At 65.5% G+C, this 16,816-nt stretch carries 18 protein-coding genes; 7 read left to right on the forward strand and 11 right to left on the reverse strand.

Annotated features, from left to right (window positions below; all coding sequences use genetic code 11):
• Positions 1–22: 22 nt before the first annotated feature.
• From EYQ35_09195 to EYQ35_09215, 5 genes are all read right to left on the reverse strand, one after another.
• Positions 23–928, reverse strand: a complete 906-nt coding sequence (locus EYQ35_09195) for an LOG family protein (protein ID HIF64312.1) — start codon at positions 926–928, stop codon at positions 23–25.
• 133 nt (positions 929–1,061) lie between these two features.
• Positions 1,062–2,126 carry an FAD:protein FMN transferase gene (locus EYQ35_09200; GenBank protein ID HIF64313.1) on the reverse strand — a complete coding sequence of 355 codons (1,065 nt, stop codon included), beginning with the start codon at positions 2,124–2,126 and terminating at the stop codon, positions 1,062–1,064.
• On the reverse strand, positions 2,123–2,623 hold the full coding sequence (locus EYQ35_09205) for a hypothetical protein (GenBank protein HIF64314.1): 501 nt from the start codon (positions 2,621–2,623) through the stop codon (positions 2,123–2,125). Before EYQ35_09205 ends, EYQ35_09200 begins: the two co-directional genes overlap by 4 nt.
• A 15-nt stretch (positions 2,624–2,638) precedes the next feature.
• Positions 2,639–3,211: an FMN-binding protein gene (locus EYQ35_09210; protein HIF64315.1), complete on the reverse strand. Its 573-nt coding sequence runs from the start codon at positions 3,209–3,211 to the stop codon at positions 2,639–2,641.
• On the reverse strand, positions 3,211–4,503 hold the full coding sequence (locus EYQ35_09215) for a hypothetical protein (protein HIF64316.1): 1,293 nt from the start codon (positions 4,501–4,503) through the stop codon (positions 3,211–3,213). Before EYQ35_09215 ends, EYQ35_09210 begins: the two co-directional genes overlap by 1 nt.
• Positions 4,504–4,646: 143 nt before the next feature.
• On the opposite strand from EYQ35_09215, the gene EYQ35_09220 reads away from it, so the two are divergent.
• From EYQ35_09220 to EYQ35_09235, 4 genes are all read left to right on the forward strand, one after another.
• Positions 4,647–5,318: a MotA/TolQ/ExbB proton channel family protein gene (locus EYQ35_09220; protein ID HIF64317.1), complete on the forward strand. Its 672-nt coding sequence runs from the start codon at positions 4,647–4,649 to the stop codon at positions 5,316–5,318.
• Positions 5,308–5,748, forward strand: a complete 441-nt coding sequence (locus tag EYQ35_09225) for a biopolymer transporter ExbD (protein HIF64318.1) — start codon at positions 5,308–5,310, stop codon at positions 5,746–5,748. Before EYQ35_09220 ends, EYQ35_09225 begins: the two co-directional genes overlap by 11 nt.
• On the forward strand, positions 5,732–6,385 hold the full coding sequence (locus EYQ35_09230; GenBank protein ID HIF64319.1) for an energy transducer TonB: 654 nt from the start codon (positions 5,732–5,734) through the stop codon (positions 6,383–6,385). Before EYQ35_09225 ends, EYQ35_09230 begins: the two co-directional genes overlap by 17 nt.
• 164 nt (positions 6,386–6,549) lie before the next feature.
• Positions 6,550–7,077, forward strand: a complete 528-nt coding sequence (locus tag EYQ35_09235) for a hypothetical protein (protein HIF64320.1) — start codon at positions 6,550–6,552, stop codon at positions 7,075–7,077.
• Here the strand turns inward: EYQ35_09235 and EYQ35_09240 are convergent.
• The 3 genes from EYQ35_09240 to EYQ35_09250 are packed head-to-tail and all read right to left on the reverse strand — an operon-like array spanning position 7,055 to position 11,051.
• Positions 7,055–8,317 carry a (Fe-S)-binding protein gene (locus EYQ35_09240; protein ID HIF64321.1) on the reverse strand — a complete coding sequence of 421 codons (1,263 nt, stop codon included), beginning with the start codon at positions 8,315–8,317 and terminating at the stop codon, positions 7,055–7,057. The two genes, EYQ35_09235 and EYQ35_09240, sit on opposite strands and share 23 nt — an antisense overlap.
• A complete protein-coding gene (locus EYQ35_09245; protein ID HIF64322.1) occupies positions 8,317–9,660 on the reverse strand; it encodes an FAD-binding oxidoreductase in 1,344 nt (447 codons plus the stop codon). The genes EYQ35_09240 and EYQ35_09245 overlap by 1 nt, the downstream gene beginning before the upstream one ends.
• A 2-nt stretch (positions 9,661–9,662) precedes the next feature.
• Entirely contained in the window at positions 9,663–11,051 is a 1,389-nt protein-coding gene (locus tag EYQ35_09250; GenBank protein ID HIF64323.1) for an FAD-binding protein, read from the reverse strand.
• 213 nt (positions 11,052–11,264) lie between these two features.
• Between EYQ35_09250 and EYQ35_09255 the strand changes: the two genes are divergently transcribed.
• Together EYQ35_09255 and EYQ35_09260 are read left to right on the forward strand one after the other, a co-directional pair.
• The gene (locus tag EYQ35_09255; GenBank protein ID HIF64324.1) at positions 11,265–12,371 is read left to right on the forward strand and encodes an alanine--glyoxylate aminotransferase family protein; all 1,107 of its coding nucleotides are present in this window, start codon (positions 11,265–11,267) and stop codon (positions 12,369–12,371) included.
• Positions 12,372–12,522: 151 nt separating this feature from the next.
• Positions 12,523–13,821: a transglycosylase gene (locus EYQ35_09260; GenBank protein HIF64325.1), complete on the forward strand. Its 1,299-nt coding sequence runs from the start codon at positions 12,523–12,525 to the stop codon at positions 13,819–13,821.
• A gap of 45 nt (positions 13,822–13,866) precedes the next feature.
• On the opposite strand, the gene EYQ35_09265 is transcribed toward EYQ35_09260, so the two are convergent.
• Positions 13,867–14,664, reverse strand: coding sequence for an SDR family oxidoreductase (locus EYQ35_09265; protein HIF64326.1), 798 nt, complete (start codon positions 14,662–14,664; stop codon positions 13,867–13,869).
• The gene (locus tag EYQ35_09270; GenBank protein HIF64327.1) at positions 14,661–15,308 is read right to left on the reverse strand and encodes an LOG family protein; all 648 of its coding nucleotides are present in this window, start codon (positions 15,306–15,308) and stop codon (positions 14,661–14,663) included. Before EYQ35_09270 ends, EYQ35_09265 begins: the two co-directional genes overlap by 4 nt.
• A gap of 61 nt (positions 15,309–15,369) precedes the next feature.
• Between EYQ35_09270 and EYQ35_09275 the strand changes: the two genes are divergently transcribed.
• Positions 15,370–16,224, forward strand: a complete 855-nt coding sequence (locus EYQ35_09275; GenBank protein ID HIF64328.1) for an alpha/beta hydrolase — start codon at positions 15,370–15,372, stop codon at positions 16,222–16,224.
• 166 nt (positions 16,225–16,390) lie between these two features.
• On the opposite strand, the gene EYQ35_09280 is transcribed toward EYQ35_09275, so the two are convergent.
• Entirely contained in the window at positions 16,391–16,807 is a 417-nt protein-coding gene (locus tag EYQ35_09280; protein HIF64329.1) for a hypothetical protein, read from the reverse strand.
• Positions 16,808–16,816 lie beyond the last annotated feature (9 nt).

Below are 16,816 nucleotides of genomic sequence, written 5' to 3' on the forward strand. Positions count from 1 at the left end.
AACCAGAACGCCAGCGCGGGGCTCAGTCCCGGCCGTTGATACGGTTGATCAGCTCGCGCAGGCGGCCGTGACCCGAACGGTTGAAATCGAGTGCGAGGCGCGGCATTCCGGCCAGCTCGGGCTCGTCTGATTCCTCGGCAAAGGCTTCGCGCTGTTCGGGTGGCGAGCCCAGGATGTCGCTGAACTCGCGACCCAGCTCTGTCACCAGGCCCTCGTCGAGTCGCTGCTGCAGGCGCAGCACCAGGCGCGAGCCTACGTAGCGCGACGAGTGGTACACGCGGTAGAAACGGTTGATCTCGCGTAGCGCCGCTTCGCTGTCGTCGGTGACAGTGTAGAGCGAGAGGTCCTCTTTTGAAATCAGACCGCGCCTGAGCAGGTGCTCGCGGATGTACTTGTCCCAACTCTTCCAGTAGGTGCCGCCGGGCACGTCAAGATAGATCACGGGTACGAGCTGGCTCTTGCCGGTCTGTATCAGGGTGAGAGATTCAAAACTTTCGTCGTGGGTTCCGAAGCCACCGGGAAACAACACGATGGCCGATGACTCCTTGAGGAAGAACAGCTTTCGCGTGAAGAAGTACTTGAACTGGGCCAGCTTGGGGTCGTTCGCGATAAACTTGTTGGCCTCGTTCTCAAAAGGCAACTGTATGTTGACGCCGAAGCTGCGCTCTTTGCCGGCGCCTTCCTGGCAGGCCTCCATGATGCCGGGGCCGGCACCGGTAATGATCATGAAACCGGCGCGGGCGGCCGCCTCAGAAAAGTTACGCGCGAGGTGATACTCGCCGTGGTCGGCAGGCGTACGCGCGGATCCGAAGGTGGTGATCTTGCGCGTGTCGTTCCAGGGCTGAAAACAGGCCAGCCCCCTGCGAATTTCGGCGAAGGCGGCCGTGACCAGTTTTATGTCGGCCATGTCAGCACCGCCCCTGACCATGGCGAGGCATTCTTCGATAATCTCGCGCAGGTAGGGTAGTGATTTGCGCTCCACGGGTTCGGGCAGGGCCTGGGCGAGCAGGTCGGTTATGGTGTCGGTGAGGCCGGTGTCGTTTTTCTGCCTGGTTGCCAAATTACTTGTGTCCCGCCGAGCTGGGGCCTGTAGGGGCGGCTGAATCCTGGCTCTCTGCCCGCTGGCGTTCCAGAGGGAAACCCTGGGTTATGACAACGCCCGCCGGGTCTTCAAACACAACTTCAACGCCCGCGTCGCGCGCGGCCTGTACCCCCATTCTGCCAAGCACGACCAGCGCCGTCGACCAGGCCTCGGCAGTTGCGCCGTCGGCCGCCAGTACGGTAGCGATTCGTGGTTCGGTGACAGGCCGCTGCGAGCTGGGGTCAATGATGCTGCCCGCCGGGTCGCCCGCTGGCGTGGAGCGCGACGTAGACAGAGATCGGCCGTCGAGCAGTACGCTGCCATGCACGGTGGTGGCATCGAGGGCCGCTACGGCTACCCGCCAGGGCCTGCCCCTGGAGTCGCTGCCGAAAGCCGCCTGGCTTGAGCCACCGAAATTGAGCCAGGCCCCGCGCGATCCGAGCGAGAGCAAAAGGTCAACGGCCGCGTCGAGAGCCAGGCCCTTGCCTATGCCGCCGGAGTCCAGGGCGGAGTTGGCCAGGAGGCTGGCACGGTCTCCGTTGAGCTCAAGAGCGGAGGCTATCCTGACCTCCGGCCCCGCTGCAGCGGGCGCCGCGAGGCCTGGATGCTCGCGCCAGTAATTGACCAGTGGGCCCACGGCCGGATCAAAGGCGCCGCCTGTGTCCCCTGACAAGCGCAGCATGCTGGCCAGAGCCGTGGCCAGGTCGTGGCCGATGCGCTGCGGGCCTTCACCGGCCCGCTGGTTGAAGCGGTACAGCTGGCCCTCGCTTCTCCAGGTGGTGAGCACGTCGTCCCAGTGGGCAACGAGTTGCTGGGCGCGGTCGGCCAGCTTGGCGGCCGTGGCCTTGTCGGGGGCGGTTACCCTGAGCTCGAGCACGGTGCCCATGACGGGCCACCCCCGCGCAGCTTCAAACAGCAAGGCCTCGGGGGAGTGAGCGGCTTCAGCCGGGTGAGCGGCCGGGGTGCCGGCCGAAGAGGCAGAGCAGCCCGAAATGGACGCTGCCAGCAGTAGTGTGCAGGCGCTGTAACCGCGCACGCGCTTCACGTATCGCCGTTGTAGTCCGAGGGTGTGTTGAACAGCAACGCCCGGGCCACGAGCAACATCAAGCACAGTATCGTCGTTTCGAGCAGCAGGAAGGAGAACACCTTGGCCCAGGCAAAACCCGGGTGAACAAAACGCACCCCCCAGCCCGCGGCCTCGTTGGCCAGCCCCGCGCCGAAGCTGAGAGCGATCCCCCAGGCCTTGGTCTTCAGCGACAACGGCACAAACAGCATCAGGTGGGTGAGGGTGAGCAGCAGTATGCCCATCGCGAACGAGTGAAAGTGCAGCACCTCGAGCAGGCCGAGCATGCTGCGGGGTTGGCGGAAGGTAGCGGGGTCGCCCAGGTAGTAACTCACCACCGAATCGGGATTCAGCGACATCTTCGAGAAATACAGCGCCGCGTTGCTGGCCCAGAGCAGGGCCGTGTAGATCAGGAAGCACAGTACTATGGTCTTCAGCAGACGGTTACGCGTCCACTCCCCTGTGACTACGAATCTCACGGCGTCCTGCAAAACCTACGGCAAGTCGGCTCCGGGAGCCAGCAGCACCTGCCAGGTAGCCAGCGCCCGGCGTATGCCGCCCTCCACGGCCCTGGCCGAGAGCGTGGCGCCGGTGATGCCGGCGATGGCGCGACCCACGCGGAGGTCGTCGTCGAGATCCTGGTCGTCAAATTGTTTCAGCCAGCGCGGGGGAGGCATGTACTCAGTGGGCTCGTGGAAGGCCAGCATGTGGGTGGCCGTCACCTTGCCCGAAGGGGCCACCACCACGAGAAAGGTCTCGGGCAGAGTGCGCACGTTGTGAGTGTCGAGCAGGGCCCAGCCGGTGACCCGGCCGTCGCGCCGACCCTCGTAGGCGGTGAGCAGCTGCGAATCGAAACGCGCTCGGGCGAGTTCTTCGAGCAGGGTCTTCTGCTCGCCGGTGATAATGAAACTGCGCGTAACAACCTCGTCGGCATCGGGAAACGCCAGCTCCAGCATTTCGTCGCGGGCGTAGAACACCACCGCGTCGGCCGGCTGTCGCCCCAGCAGGGTCGCCGATACGACCAGGGCCAGCAATGCCGCCCGCGTCCAGTTGGCCCGGGATTTCATTAGAACACGAAGCCCGCGCCCAGGCGCAGCTCGTCGCCGGGGTCACTGTCCGTCTCGGCGTCGCTGAAGTCACGCCAGTCGAGTTTTATGACTACGTTGGAGATTGGCTTCCAGGCCAGGCCCACTTCGAGCAACTCGCGATCCGCCGAGGGGTCGGCGCTGAAGCCCGCGGGGACGTCGGCGTTGGTATCCAGGGCTGAGTAGCGCAGCCACGGAGCGAGGTACTGGTCGCTGCCCGGACTGAGCAGTGGCATAAGATCGTAAGCGACCTCGGCGTACCAGCCCTCCATGGCGGAGCCTATCGTTTTCCCGTTGGCCGTGCTCAGCACGTCGGCGTCGTCGAGGTCAACGGTCACGCCCAGCGCGCGCAGCTCCAGCCCGTGCGAGCGGTACTGCAGGTGGGCCTCGTACATCTGCATGAAGACGTCAGCTTCAACGTCTGCAGTGATGGGATTACTGTCCATGTCGGCGGCGATGCCGTCCTGTCCCTGGTCGCCCAGGTAGGCCGATGCACCCAGCAGCAGCTCGGGCGTTGGCTCCCAGTCGAGTCGGCCGACCCAGGAAAAATCGTTGGCGAGTTCCTTTGAGCCTTTCTGTCGTCCGCCGCGGATATCGCCGGATTTGAAGCCACTGGCGTCCAGGCTGGTGACTACGTAACTGCGGTAACTCAGGCCGGGCGCCAGCTCGCCGAAGAGGCCCAGGCCGTTGGCTCTCCAGGTGCTGGGGATGATACGGCGCTCGACAATGGGCCGCTGGTTGCCATGGTAGAAAGGAGGCTCGTGCATTTCGTTGACGAAGCCCACCGGCACCAGTACGAGTCCGGCGCGGACGTTGGCTCGCTGGTTGATGAGGAAGTCGAGGTACGCGAACTCGACCGACACCGAACCGCTCTTGCCGGTCGAGGCGTGCTCGTACTCGATCTCGGTGTTGAGCAGGATCTTGTCGCTGAACTTGTATCCGAGGTAGGTCACCAGCCGCAGGAAGTCGGCGGTGTCATCGCCACCTTCGACGTGGGCAAAGTTGAATTCGCCGTAGCCGGCTATCGACAGCCCGCTCTCAACGCCGTAGACCTTTGACGCCGCCGGCCCCATGCCCCACTCGCTTTTGAGCTCGGTGGTTTCGGGGATGACCTGCGCCTCTTTCACGCGCCCGAGTTCTTCGGCGAGCACCTTGATCTGCCGCTCGAGTTCGTTGATGCGCTTGTCCATGGCCTGGTCGGCCCAGGCGTTGCTTACGTTTGCCGTCAACAGGGTGCAGGCCAGGGCTATGGCCCGCAGGCTGGAAGTTCTCATTTCAATTAATCTCCTTTACCGGGGGGCAGGGCCGGCTCACCGGTTGACTTTGACAATGATAGTCAAAGTCGAAACGCTGTGTCAAGGCCCGGTGATTGGCGCAAAAGCTGGCCACGGCGTTGCTTTAGTGCCCCGGGCGGCCAATGGATGGCGGCATGGATGCAGCGATACTGTTGGCCAGGGGCGGCGCTGTTATGTACGTACTGCTCGCCCTCTCGGTGGCCGCCGGGGCTATCGTTATTTTTAAAGGCTGGCAATTTACGCGCCTGGGCCTGCGCGACTGGGACTTTGTTGAGCCGGGCCTCGAGGCCCTCGGGCAGAACCCGGCAGCGGCCGGCGCGCTGTTTGCGGCCGCAAAGAACCCGGCCGCGCGCGTGCTCGGAGCGGTCTGTGGACAGCCCCTGCAGTTTGTCGAGTCCGAGATGGCGCGCAGGGGCAGCGCCCTTATTCGCGAGCTCGAGTCCTGGCTGCGGGCGTTGTCGGGCATCGCCCACCTGAGTCCCTTGCTGGGTCTGCTGGGAACCGTGCTGGGAATGATACGCGCTTTCATGGCCGTTGAGGCAGCCGGCTCGCGGGTCGACCCGGCCATGCTCTCGGGCGGCATATGGGTAGCCTTGCTCACCACGGCCTTCGGACTGCTGGTGGCGATACCCGCCATGGCTGCCTTCTACTGGCTGGAGGGCCGACTCGATAGTTTTGCGGGCACACTCAAGGACGCCTGCGCACGGGCTCTCGAGCGCCGTGGCTTGCGGTCGTCGGGGACGGCGACCGAGGGCGGCCGGGTGAATCTGGCTGACGAGGACTATGGAGTTTGACCGTCGCTCACGCCTGCGCCCGCGGCTGAGCGTAGCTCCGCTCGTAGACGTAGTTTTTCTCCTGTTGATATTTTTCCTGCTTACCAGCAGCTACGAGAAGAGCGGGGCCATGCAACTCGACCTCCCCCGGGCACAGTCTGCCCGGCCGGTCGGTGACAGTGCCATAACGGTAAGCCTGGCCGCCGACGGCAGCACCCGGTTAAACGGCCGCCAGGTGGCCGGCGCAGACCTCAAGGCGGAGCTCGAGCTATTGCTCAGCGCCGACCAGGCTGTACTCCTACGCGCCGATCGCACGGTGGCAGTGGCCGAACTGGTGAGGGTGATGGATTCCGTGCGGCAGGCCGGTGGCCGGGTTCTTTCGTTGGCCACGGGTTTTCCGGTTCCCGCTGGAGGCCCTGACGTCGACAGGGCCGATGATGACGGCGGCTGACAGCAGGCTACTTGCCGGGCTATCCTTGCTGGCGTCGCTGCTGCTGCACGCGCTGCTCGTGCTGGGCCTACCTGATATGCGAGCTGCCGTTGTCCTGCCTCCCGCTGCGCTTGAGTTCAGCTTTGCCAACCTCGGCCAGCGCCACGTTTCGCCCGAGCTTGAAAATCAAAGGCCCGAGCCACCGCCGTCAGTGGATAAGGCAGCTGCAGTAAAAAAGCCTTTGGCAAAAAAAGCGTCTGTAAAGGAGCCGCCGACAGGGGCCGCAGTTTTGCAACCCAGCCCTCCCCGGCCCTCGCCTGCCGCGAGCGAGGCCGTGGCTGCGGCGCGGGCTTCCCGGGATCGGGCCCTGTACCAGCAAACCCTGGCGGGCTGGATCGCTCGGCACAAAAGCTATCCCGAGATCGCGCGACGGCGCGGCGTGACGGGCAGTGGATTGCTCAGGGTTCGCATCGCCCGCGACGGCCGAATACTCGAGCAGTCCATCGAGCAGTCCACGGGAAGCGCCCTGCTCGACCGGGCGGCCGCCGACATGCTGGACAGGGCTTCACCGCTTCCGCCTGTACCCGAAAACCTGCCCGCCGGCGATTTCGAGTTTCTGCTGCCGGTAGAGTATCGCCTGGCCGCCGCCGCGGATTGACTCGCTGTCGTCCGCCCGCCGCCGCCGCTGAGCCCGCCCCTGGCGCTTTTTGGCCAGTAACGGCGCGGTTTTTGGGGACTGTTGCCCGCCGGGGTAGCCTGCCGGTACAATAGACCGCAGTTGTGTGGGGGAGATTGTGGCGGAAATAAGGGGAGTGAGGAGCTATGGCTGATTGGACAATGGTGGTACCGGAAGCGCTGGGGGGCACCCTGGCAAATCTGAGTCGTGGCAGCAGGCTGGCCTCGGGGCTGGCCAGGGACCTGACGAGCGCGATTGAAAACGGTCGTCGGGGTTTGTCGTCGGTGACTCACGAGGTCCGAACGGGAGCCATGCGCATGGCTGGCTACCTGGCCGAGGTGGGCGGGGACATGGTCCTGCCGCGCAGTTCGGCATGGGGCGAAAGGCTCTTCTCCAGACTGGGCATCGCTTCGGTCGGGTTGCTGCGGGAGCTCGACGAAAGGATTGAAGACGTTGAGTGCAAGGTCGACGAGGTTGGCCGTGGCCAGGCGGCGCGCGAGCTGTTGCTGCTCAGGCAGAGGGTGGGCGAGCTCGAGTCGATAATCTCCGAGGTTGACGACCGCGAAGGCCAGACCGCTATTCACCTGCTGGTCGATCGCCTGGGCGAGCTGGAGTCGCGCATAGACACCCTGCCTTCGCCTACCATAGACGTCAGCGACGCCGTAACTTACTGAGCCTCGAGGAGGCAGCAGCCGGCGCCGGACCTTTGCGGTAGGCGCGCGCGAGCAGCTCCACCGGGTGTAGCAACTCGGCGCTTATCCCGGCACGGCGCGCGTGCATCTCTATCTGCAGAATACAGCCCACGTTGCCCACGGCGAGCACCGAGGCGTCGCTTGCACCCAGCGCCGCCGCTTTTCGCCGTCCCAGCCGTGCCGCCATGGACGGCTGCTCGAGGTTGTAGCTGCCCGCGCTGCCGCAACAGAGCTCACTTTCGGCCAGCTCCAAGGGCTCCCGGCCCACGGCTGCGCGCGTGATTATGCGTGGTTGTTCGGCCACTGAACAGCCGTGCAGCAGGTGACAGGCATCATGGTAGGCCACCGGCCCGATGTCGGTCAGCGGTTGCATGGGAGGGTCGAAGCCTGCTTCTACGAGCAGCTCGGAGACGTCGCGGGTAGCTCCCGCCAGGCGTTGCGCGGCGCCAGAGAGCAGGTTGTCGTGGGCGAGCAGGCTGTCGTACTCGCGCATGAAGGCTCCGCAACCGGCCACCGTGGTCACCACGTGGTCCAGGCCTGCGGCATCGAGCAGGCGCACGTTGTGGCGGGCGAGTTCGGCGGCGCGTTCGCGGTCGCCCGCGTGTGCGTACAGCGCTCCACAACAACCCTGGCCGGCCACGTCGACCACGGTGATGCCGTTTCGCTCGAGCACTTCCCTTGCGTCACGGGTTATGCCGGGCGCCACCGCGTTGCCCACGCAGCCCTGCAGCAGGGCCACGCGCAGGCCGCTTGAGCGTTTGCCGGGGCTGCCGATCGTGAGGCCGCCGGCCCTGAGCTTGCGCTTGCGTCCGGGCATCAACGCCAGGCCGGGTAGCAGTCGCCGCAGTCGTTCGAGCCCGAGCAGGTCGAGCAGTCGCGCGGTGCGGGCAGCGATTTTCAGCAGCAGGGGAAAGCGCGTTACCAGCAGCGCCGCTCTCCTGCCCGGGGCCAGTCGGTGGGCGGCCGCCAGGCGGGGGCGAAACTTATCCATGCGTTCGGAAAAACCGACGCCACTCGGGCAGGCGGTCTCGCAGGCCTTGCAAGCGAGGCAGCCCTCGAGGTGTGCGCGCGCGGGCGCGTCAAGCTCCTGCTCGCCGGCTTCGATGGCTTCCATGAGATAGATGCGCCCGCGCGGCGAATCGGCTTCGCTACCCAGCTCGCGGTAGGTGGGGCAGCTGTGCAGGCAGAGACCGCAGTGTACGCAGGGCAGACCGGTATCCACTACAGGCCACCGGCCAGTCGGCCCGGGGACAGTATGCCAACGGGGTCAAAGCGCTTTTTCAGTTCTCGCATCAGTCCCAGTCCTGCCGGGCGCCCGTGCCAGCAGTCGACGAGTTCATACAGCTCGGCGGGCGCCTGCTCGACCACCACGCGCGCCTTGTAGTCGAAGGCGGCCTGCCTGAGTTCGACCAGCAGCGCGGCCATCTCCCGGGGCGATCGCCCACCGGCGGCAGTCTGCCTGGCTTTCACCGGTGGTAGGGGCTCAAGGCCTATCACGGTTTCGCCCGAGCAGAGGTGGGTCAGCAACTGGTAGCTCCCGCCGGCCTTGACGAGGGTCGTTATCCTGTCGGCGAAGGCCAGCGCCTGGCCGGGCATCGAAACCGCGCGCAGGCGCAGCAGCCAGTCCTGGTGGAGCGCGTCGTGGTGGTCGGGCGGGTTGTCGGATCTCGCCAACGGCGCGCAGCCGAGCAGCTCGCGCAGCCGTGCCTGCTGGTAGTCGAGCTCGGAGTTTCCACCCTCGATGCGAAGCAGCAGCAGGGGCCGCTCGTGGTCGTTATCGGGCGAGCTGCCGGCGCTGTCTCTACCGCCGCTTTGCAGCAGGTCCATCATCACCGGCGAGAGTTCGCTGTTGAGCAGGCTCGCGCGGGTAGCCACGGCCGCCGCGGTGTCGGCGAGGCGATACTGGAGGGTGAGTGCCGCCACTGGCCGCGGGAAGGTGCGCAGCGTGAGCTGGGTGATAATTGCCAGGCTGCCGTTGGAGCCTGCGAGAAGGCGCACGAGGTCATAGCCGGCCACGTTCTTTACCACCTGTCCGCCTACCGTGAGCTCTCGCCCCGAGCCGTCGATGGCGTTCAGGCCCAGCACCATGTCGCGAAAACAACCAAATCCAGCAGAAGAGCTGCAGGTGGTGTCGGCGGCCACGAGGCCACCCAGCGTGGCTTGCCCGGCGAGCGGCGGGTCGAGCGGCAGGCGCTGACCCGAGGCCGCAAGCGTGCGGTTGAGTTCGGTGAGCGTCGCTCCGGCGCTGATGGTGACGACCATGTCGTTGGGGCGAGCGTCGACCGGTCCACCGAGGCCGCGGGTGGACAGCAGCAGGTCGAGTGCGCGCGGGGGGTTGGCCGCGCCCATGGCCGTGCCTCCACCGGTGACCACCAGCGCCAGCCCCTCGCTTCGTGCCGTGTTTACGCAGCTGAGCAGTTCCTGCTGGTCGCGCGGCGAGAGGACAGTGGGCGCAGTCAGGCCTGACAAGGTCTCGTCGGGGCGGGCGTCACGGGAGGGCACCCCCTTGGTGCCGGCGGCGAGTGCCGCGCTCCTGGCCCTGGTTCCGTTCTGGCTTGCCTGCACTGTCAGCCGCCTCCCCTTGGGCGCGGGCGTGTGACCTCTACGCAGTGGCGGTCACTGGGCAGAATCTTGTGGGGATTGCACAGCGAGCGCGGGTTGAATACCTCGCGCAGGTCGGCCATTGCGGCAAGGGTAGCGGGCCCAAAGCTGGCCGGCATGAGATCGGTTTTTTCTATGCCTATTCCGTGCTCACCGGTTACCGAGCCGCCCAGTTCGAGGCAGGCCAGGAGTATGTCGCGGCCGGCGTCGAGCACGCGGGTGACCTGCTCGGGATCGTTCTCATCGTAGAGCAACAGTGGATGAATGTTGCCGTCACCGGCGTGCATGAGATTGGCTATGCGCAGCTTGTAGCGGCGGCCGATTTCGCCGACGCGCTCGACTATTTCGGGTAGGGCGCTGCGTGGGACAACGCCGTCCTGGGTGCAGTATGACGGCGCCAGTCGGCCCATGGCGCCAAACGCGCGCTTGCGCGATTTCCACAGCAACTCGCGTTCCCGGGGGTCGTCGGCGCGGCGGATTTCGCTCGCGCCCTGCTCGTTGCAGGCCTCGGTTACCTGCACGCACTGCTCGTCGAGGGCTGCCGCCAATCCGTCCAGCTCGATGATGAGCACTGCCCCGGCGTCGGCCGGAAATCCAAAACCGTAGGCGGCCTCGACCGCCTTGATCACCAGCGCGTCCATCATTTCGAGCGCGGCGGGCACCAGCCCGGCCGCGATGATGGCCGACACCGCCCGGCTGGCTTCGAGCACACCGGGGAACACGGCCAGCATGGTCGCCACCGCTTGCGGGGTTCTGACCAGCGCCAGCGTGGCCGAGGTTATGATGCCCAGCGTGCCCTCGCTGCCGGTTACAACGCCGGCCAGGTCAAATCCACCGCTGCCGGCCTCGCGCGACAGTTGCAGCACTTCGCCGTCGGGCAGCACCAGCTCAAGGCCGAGCAAGTGGTTCACGGTCACGCCGTACTTGAGAGTGTGCGGGCCGCCGCTGTTCTCGGCGACGTTGCCTCCTATGGTGCAGGCGGCCTGGCTCGAGGGATCGGGCGCGTAGTGCAAGCCATCGCCTTGGACCAGGCGGGTGACGTCGAGGTTGACCACGCCCGCTTCGACTTCGACGCGGCGGTTGTCGAGATCCACGTTGCGGATTCGTCGCATGCGACTGGTGCCTATCATCACCGGGATGTCGGCTGGCAGGCAGCCACCGCTCACGCCCGTGCCTGCGCCGCGCGGTACAAAGGCGATACCGGCCTTGTGGAGCAGCTCTACCGAGCGCGACACCTCCTGGGTCGTGGCGGGCAGCAGCACCAGGGCCGGCCGGGCTTTTTCGAGCGTGTAGCCGTCGCACTCGTAAACCCTCAACGCGGCTTCGCCGGTGAGCAGTCCCTCCTCTCCCAGCATCCGCCTCAGTCTGGTCACCAGCCCGGCGTCCAGCGGCGGGTTGCTCAAGGTAGCGCTCACGCATTGAATCTAACGGCTGCGGCCCACCCGCGCCAGAGGGCCCCCGGGTTGTCTTCGGGAGGGGGGCGCCTTATGCAGCTGATCGTGAGCGATAAAACTCAGCAGGCTTCTTTTGTTCCGCCCGATAGGCTGTTGCTTGGCCCCGGTCCGGCCATGGTGCACGAGCGGGTTTACGCTGCCATGTCGCGGCCGATTATCGGCCATCTTGACCCCGCTTTCCTGGATCTCATGGACAGGGTGCAGGGCAATCTTCGTCGGGCGTTCGGAACCGAAAATGCAATGACCCTGCCGGTGTCGGGTACCGGGTCGGCCGGCATGCAGGCTTGTTTTGCCAACCTGCTTGAAGTTGGCGACGAAGTTGTGGTGGGCGTGAACGGGGTGTTCGGCACGCGCATGGCCGACGTTGCCGAGCGGCTGGGTGCGCGCGTGCGCAGGGTCGAGGCCGAGTGGGGCGAGGTGATACCCGTCGAGGCGCTGGCCGAGGCGCTCGCTGCATGCGACAGCCCACGTTTGCTCGCCGTGGTGCACGCTGAGACTTCCACCGGCGCCTGGCAGCCGGTGCAGGGGCTGGGCCAGCTGGCCCACGACTCGGGTGCCCTGTTGATGGTGGATGCCGTTACCTCGCTGGCCGGCTGCCCGCTGGAGGTCGACGCCTGGGAAATCGACGCCTGTTACAGCGGTACACAGAAGTGCCTCAGTTGCCCGCCTGGGCTGTCGCCGTTGACGATGAGCGAGCGCGCCATGCAACGCGTGGCCGACAGGAAGAGCGCCGTTTCGAGCTGGTATCTCGACCTGGGCTTGATCGCCGGTTACTTCGGAAGCGCACGCGTGTATCACCACACCGCGCCCATCTCGATGCTTTACGCGCTGGACGAGGCACTGCTGCTGGTGCACGAGGAAGGGCTTCACGCGCGCTGGGACAGGCACCGCTCCAACCACGAAGCGTTGTGGGCTGGCCTGGCTACGCTCGGCCTGGAGCCCGCCGCGAGCGAGGGGCACCGGTTGTGGATGCTCAACAGCGTGCTCGTGCCCGATGGCGTAGACGAGGCGGGCCTGCGGCGCTCATTGCTCGAGGATAACGGTATCGAAATAGGCCCCGGTCTTGGCCCGTTGGCTGGGCGCGTGTGGCGTATAGGCCTGATGGGCGAGTCGAGCAGGGCGGCCAACGTACTGCGCTTGCTCGGCGCCCTGGCGCAGCTGTTGGGCGGCGACGCCGCGAAGGCGCGGCGCGCGGCCGAGCAGTCCGGCCTGCAGGGCTGAAGTCTCGGCCCGCTCATTAAGCGATTAGTGTGCATTTGATCGCTCGCAGCTGTTGACATCTGTGGGGCTCGAATCACAATAGAAAGGTGGCGCTGAGGTCGGTCCCATGGCGGACAGGCTACGGTGGTGAGGCAGGAGATTGAGGCGGAGGATGAGGTGGCCCCTAGGGTTAAGGAGCGGTGGATTGCTGCTCTTGTTGGTCTTTCTTCCCTCCTGCGGCGTGCTCCCCCTGGATTTTAATTCATCCCCCGCAACTTCCTACGAGCGCACCCAACGTGTCGGTGTCATAGGCGACGATCTCGACGTGGAAAGCCTCCTGGCCGCGGCCTCGGCCAGCCTCGACTACTACGACAGCCGGGGTCGGCGCAAGCGTTACTCGCTCGATCACGATACTTACAGCGCCAAGCAGCTCCGCCACAGCGTGGAGCATTTTGTTGAGCTGGTTCGGCACACGCCCACCGCCTTGCTTCACCAGCGCCTGGCAGAGGAGTGCCGCGCCTACGCGCCCAACGAGGGAGCGCGGTTCACGGCCTACTACGAGCCGGTGCTCGAGGCGCGCAGCAGCCCCGACGAAAAATTTCGTCACCCGGTCTACGCGCGCCCCGACGAGCTCACGCGTGTGGAGCTGGGGCGCTTCTTCAAGGGAGACCAGAGGCTCATCCACGGCAAGGTAAAGGACGGTGACCTCGTGCCCTACCTCACGCGTGAAGAGATCGACGGCAGCCGGCTTCTCGAGGGTCGTGATCTCGAACTGGCGTGGGTGGACGACCCGGTCGCGCTGTACTTTTTGCATGTGCAGGGTTCAGGCCGCTTGCGCATGGAAGACGGCCGTGTGATGCGCGTGAACTTCTCGGCGAGCAACGGCTTGTCTTACTTCAGCGTGGGCAGGTGGATGCTCGACAACCGCGTGCTGGGGCCGGGGCAGGGTTCGTCGAGTTCCATACGTTCCTGGCTCACCCTCAATCCCGAGCAGCGCGACGGCGTGCTGTTTCGCAACCCGCGTTACATATTTTTTCGCGAGGTTGATCTCGCCGACAACCAGGGGCCCATAGGTTCGCTGGGAGTTCCCCTGATCGGCGGGCGCTCGATAGCCACAGACCCGAGCTTCGTTCCGCCCGGGGCGCTCACTTACATCGTCAGCCGCCGTCCCCAGCTCAACGACAAGGGACAGGTGGCCAGCTGGCGGCACTTTGCCCGCTTTGCTTTCAACCACGATACCGGCGGCGCCATCAAGGGAGCCGGCCGCGCTGACATTTACTGGGGCGAGGGCGAAAAGCGGGGGCTGGAGGCCGGTTACATGAACGAGCCCGGTCGCATGGCGGTGCTGCTCTGCGGCGTGCAACCGCGGCCCACGTCGCCCACGCGGCAAGCAGCCGTAAACAAAATGGGTAAGGTCAGCTGGCCTTACTTCAAGCCTGTGTCTCCCACCGTCGTTGCTTCCGCGGGCTGAGCCCCGGCAGTTGACCCGGGACTGCAGGCCGGAAAACTCGCGGCTTCACCAGGCGGCGTAGCCGCCGTCCACGGGTATCACCGAGCCGGTCACGTAAGACGAAGCGGGTGACGCCAGGAACAGGCAGGCCGTCCTCAGTTCGCCCGCCCGCCCCATTCGGTTCATGGGGCAACCGCGGCTCATTCGGTCGACCACGCTTTCCTTGGCGGTGCTGCCGCCGGTCATTTCGCTGGGAAACCAGGCCGGCGCGATGGCGTTCACCGTTATACCATCGCCCGCCCACTCAACGGCCAGCTGCCGGGTGAGGTTAGTGAGCCCGCCCTTGGAAGCGCTGTACGCAGCCAGCCGGAACAGCGAGCTGCCGAGACTGCCGAAGATCGAACTTACGTTGATTATGCGCCCGCCTCGCCCGCTTGCGCGCATGCCTTCGGCGGCCAGCAATGAGAGTTGGAAAGCGGCGCTGAGGTTGACGGCGAGCGAATCGTCCCAGGCCTTGGGCCACTGAGTTTCGGCCCGCCCGGTCACCGATATGCCCGCGTTGTTGACCAGTATGTCTACACCGCCGGCCTCGGCCGACAGTTTGGGCCACGCTGCCGCCACCGCTTCACGCTCGCTTATGTCGAGCGCGTGCGTGGTCACGGTGGCCCCCCAGCGTTGGCGTAGCAGTTCGGCCTGTTCGTCGAGCTGCTGCTTGCGCCTGGCCACGAGCAGCAGCGAGGCCCCGGCCGAGGCCAGCGCGTCGGCAAACTCGGTGCCAAGGCCCGACGACGCGCCGGTCACCAGCGCGACGCGACCCGCGAGAGAAAACAATTCCGCGGGCGATTCCGCTTCAACCGTGCTCATGGTGTTGCTCCACTGCGGGCAGTATTCGCGAACACGCCACGGCTCGCCAGCAATTCTACCGCGCTGTCGATGTCGTCGCAGAGATCAATCAGTTTCATGTGGCGTTCGCCGAGTTCGGTGAGCCCGCTCAGGCTTTCGAGCGCAGCTGGCCATTCGCTGCCCACCAGCAGCAGGGGCCGCGCCGGGAGTAGGCTCATGTAGATTTCGTTCCACGCCAGGAAAATTTCGACCAGCGTGCCTATGCCTCCGCCCAGAGCTACCCACGCGTCGCTGCCGTGAATAAGACCCTGCAGGCGCTCGTAGAGATCGCCGCAGGGGCGTTCTTCGCTGAGAAACTCGTTGGGCTCGCGGCCAGGAAAATCGGGCACGGTAAAGCCCAGTGCGTGGCCGCCTGCAGCCCGGGCGCCGCGCGAAACCGCTTCCATCACACCGCCGTAGCCACCGGAGGCAACTCGCGCTCCACGCTCGGCCAGCATCCGCCCCAGCCGCTCGGCCGATCGGTACAGCTCGTCGCCCGCGGGCGCCATCGAGCTGCCGAATACTGTTACTACCGTAGACTTGTTTTCATCCGTCACTGGAAACCGTTTTCCTCTGGGTACAGGATGCATATCTCCGCGGCCCGGGTTTGTCACGGTCGCTCGCATAGCGAGGCCTCACCTGGCTACCAGGCACTGACACTACCGCGGGGACCAGGACTGACAGTCAATGAAACACTTCAGGGTAGATAGCAACGGCCAGCGCATAAACGTGACCGATTGGGGTGGGCAGGGTCGCACGCTGCTGTTCTCGCATCCCACGGGTTTTCTCGGCGCGGTATGGAAGCCGGTCATCGACGAGCTGCGTGGCATCGGTTTCGACGGTCGCGTCTTGTCGATCGATCACCGTGGGCATGGTCTCAGCTCCAAGCCCGACGACGGTTACCAGTGGAGTAACTTCGTGGACGATCTCGAAGGCGTCATGGCCCGGCTCGAACTCGAAGTTGCCCTGGGCGTGGGCCACTCGGGCGGTGCCACTACGCTGGCTGGTGTGGCGGCGGCTGACGGGAAACGATTCGAGCGGCTGCTGCTGATCGATCCGATTCTTTTTGATCCCGTGGCCGACGCTTCGTTCGCCGAAGTGGACAACCCCATGTCGGCGCGTACGCGTACCCGCCGCATGGTGTGGCCGTCGCGCGAATACCTGTACGAAGTCTTTGCCTCCAAGCCCCCCTACGACACCTGGACCGAAGCGGCCCTGCGCGCATACGTTGAGCACGGCAGCTTTGATCGGCCCGACGGCGAGATAGAGCTGCTGTGCCCTGCTCGCCTCGAGGCGCGGGTATACCAGGGTGCAGCAGAGTCCAATGGCTTTGCCTATCTCGAGGCCCTCGACCTGCCGGTACTCGTGGTAAAGGGAGAGACCACCGACTCGTTTTCTGATGAGCGCGCCGCGCGTGCGATGGATCGCCTGTCGCAAGGCCGCCTGCTTGTCGTGCCCGGCAGCACGCACTTCGTGCCCATGGAGTTTCCTCGAGCCATCGCCGACTTGATAGTTGAAGAACTCGACGACTCTGCCGCCTGACCGGGTGGACCTGGTCAGTGCTCGTGGTTCTGTTGGTGATCGGCAGGCGAGGCCTGGGACGGGAAATGGCCGTCTGGCGAATGCGGGCTGTGCCCCAGGTAGCGGGCAAACGGCAGCGCGGCCAGTAGCAGACCCAGCAGTATCGCGGCGAGCAGGCGCGCGTCGTTCACTCCCTGTCTGCCGATCGTTGCATGGTCACGGTTACGGCCACGAGCAGGATCGCGGGCAGGTACACGGCCGGAAAATCGAGCAGCCAGTGATTGGCGGGCACCAGCCCGCGGGCGGTGTCGAGCACGTGCACGGCAGCGTGCAAAAGGTAGAAAAGACTTACCAGCACCATCACCGGCAGCCTGACGGGCGGTCGAACTGCGGCCCAGGCAAGCCCGAGGCCCATCATGCCGAAGGTGGCGCCCACGTCACGAATGAAGTGCTCGTTGGCGGGACCGAAGTCGGGCACGGCGGCCGGAATGCCGTGATACCAGCCAATCGGGTCGGCCAGCATCCAGGAGGCATTGGCCAGGTTGCCGAGGGCAAATAGCGCGAGCGTCCACGCCCAGGGGTCGTTCTTGAGCTCTTTGGTCATGTTTTCTTC

The organism is Candidatus Binatota bacterium (assembly GCA_012960245.1).
In the GTDB taxonomy this organism is placed as follows: domain Bacteria; phylum Desulfobacterota; class Binatia; order UBA1149; family UBA1149; genus UBA1149.

Bases quoted from the DNA above. Each gene is read 5' to 3' on its own strand.
- EYQ35_09195 (HIF64312.1), bottom strand. From the start codon at position 928: ATGGTCAGGGGCGGTGCTGACATGGCCGACATAAAACTGGTCACGGCC.
- EYQ35_09210 (HIF64315.1), bottom strand. From the start codon at position 3,211: ATGAAATCCCGGGCCAACTGGACGCGGGCGGCATTGCTGGCCCTGGTC.
- EYQ35_09215 (HIF64316.1), bottom strand. From the start codon at position 4,503: ATGAGAACTTCCAGCCTGCGGGCCATAGCCCTGGCCTGCACCCTGTTG.
- EYQ35_09220 (HIF64317.1), top strand. From the start codon at position 4,647: ATGGATGGCGGCATGGATGCAGCGATACTGTTGGCCAGGGGCGGCGCT.
- EYQ35_09225 (HIF64318.1), top strand. From the start codon at position 5,308: ATGGAGTTTGACCGTCGCTCACGCCTGCGCCCGCGGCTGAGCGTAGCT.
- EYQ35_09230 (HIF64319.1), top strand. From the start codon at position 5,732: ATGATGACGGCGGCTGACAGCAGGCTACTTGCCGGGCTATCCTTGCTG.
- EYQ35_09235 (HIF64320.1), top strand. From the start codon at position 6,550: ATGGCTGATTGGACAATGGTGGTACCGGAAGCGCTGGGGGGCACCCTG.
- EYQ35_09250 (HIF64323.1), bottom strand. From the start codon at position 11,051: ATGCTGGGAGAGGAGGGACTGCTCACCGGCGAAGCCGCGTTGAGGGTT.
- EYQ35_09255 (HIF64324.1), top strand. From the start codon at position 11,265: ATGGTGCACGAGCGGGTTTACGCTGCCATGTCGCGGCCGATTATCGGC.
- EYQ35_09260 (HIF64325.1), top strand. From the start codon at position 12,523: ATGAGGTGGCCCCTAGGGTTAAGGAGCGGTGGATTGCTGCTCTTGTTG.
- EYQ35_09265 (HIF64326.1), bottom strand. From the start codon at position 14,664: ATGAGCACGGTTGAAGCGGAATCGCCCGCGGAATTGTTTTCTCTCGCG.
- EYQ35_09270 (HIF64327.1), bottom strand. From the start codon at position 15,308: ATGCGAGCGACCGTGACAAACCCGGGCCGCGGAGATATGCATCCTGTA.
- EYQ35_09275 (HIF64328.1), top strand. From the start codon at position 15,370: ATGAAACACTTCAGGGTAGATAGCAACGGCCAGCGCATAAACGTGACC.
- EYQ35_09280 (HIF64329.1), bottom strand. From the start codon at position 16,807: ATGACCAAAGAGCTCAAGAACGACCCCTGGGCGTGGACGCTCGCGCTA.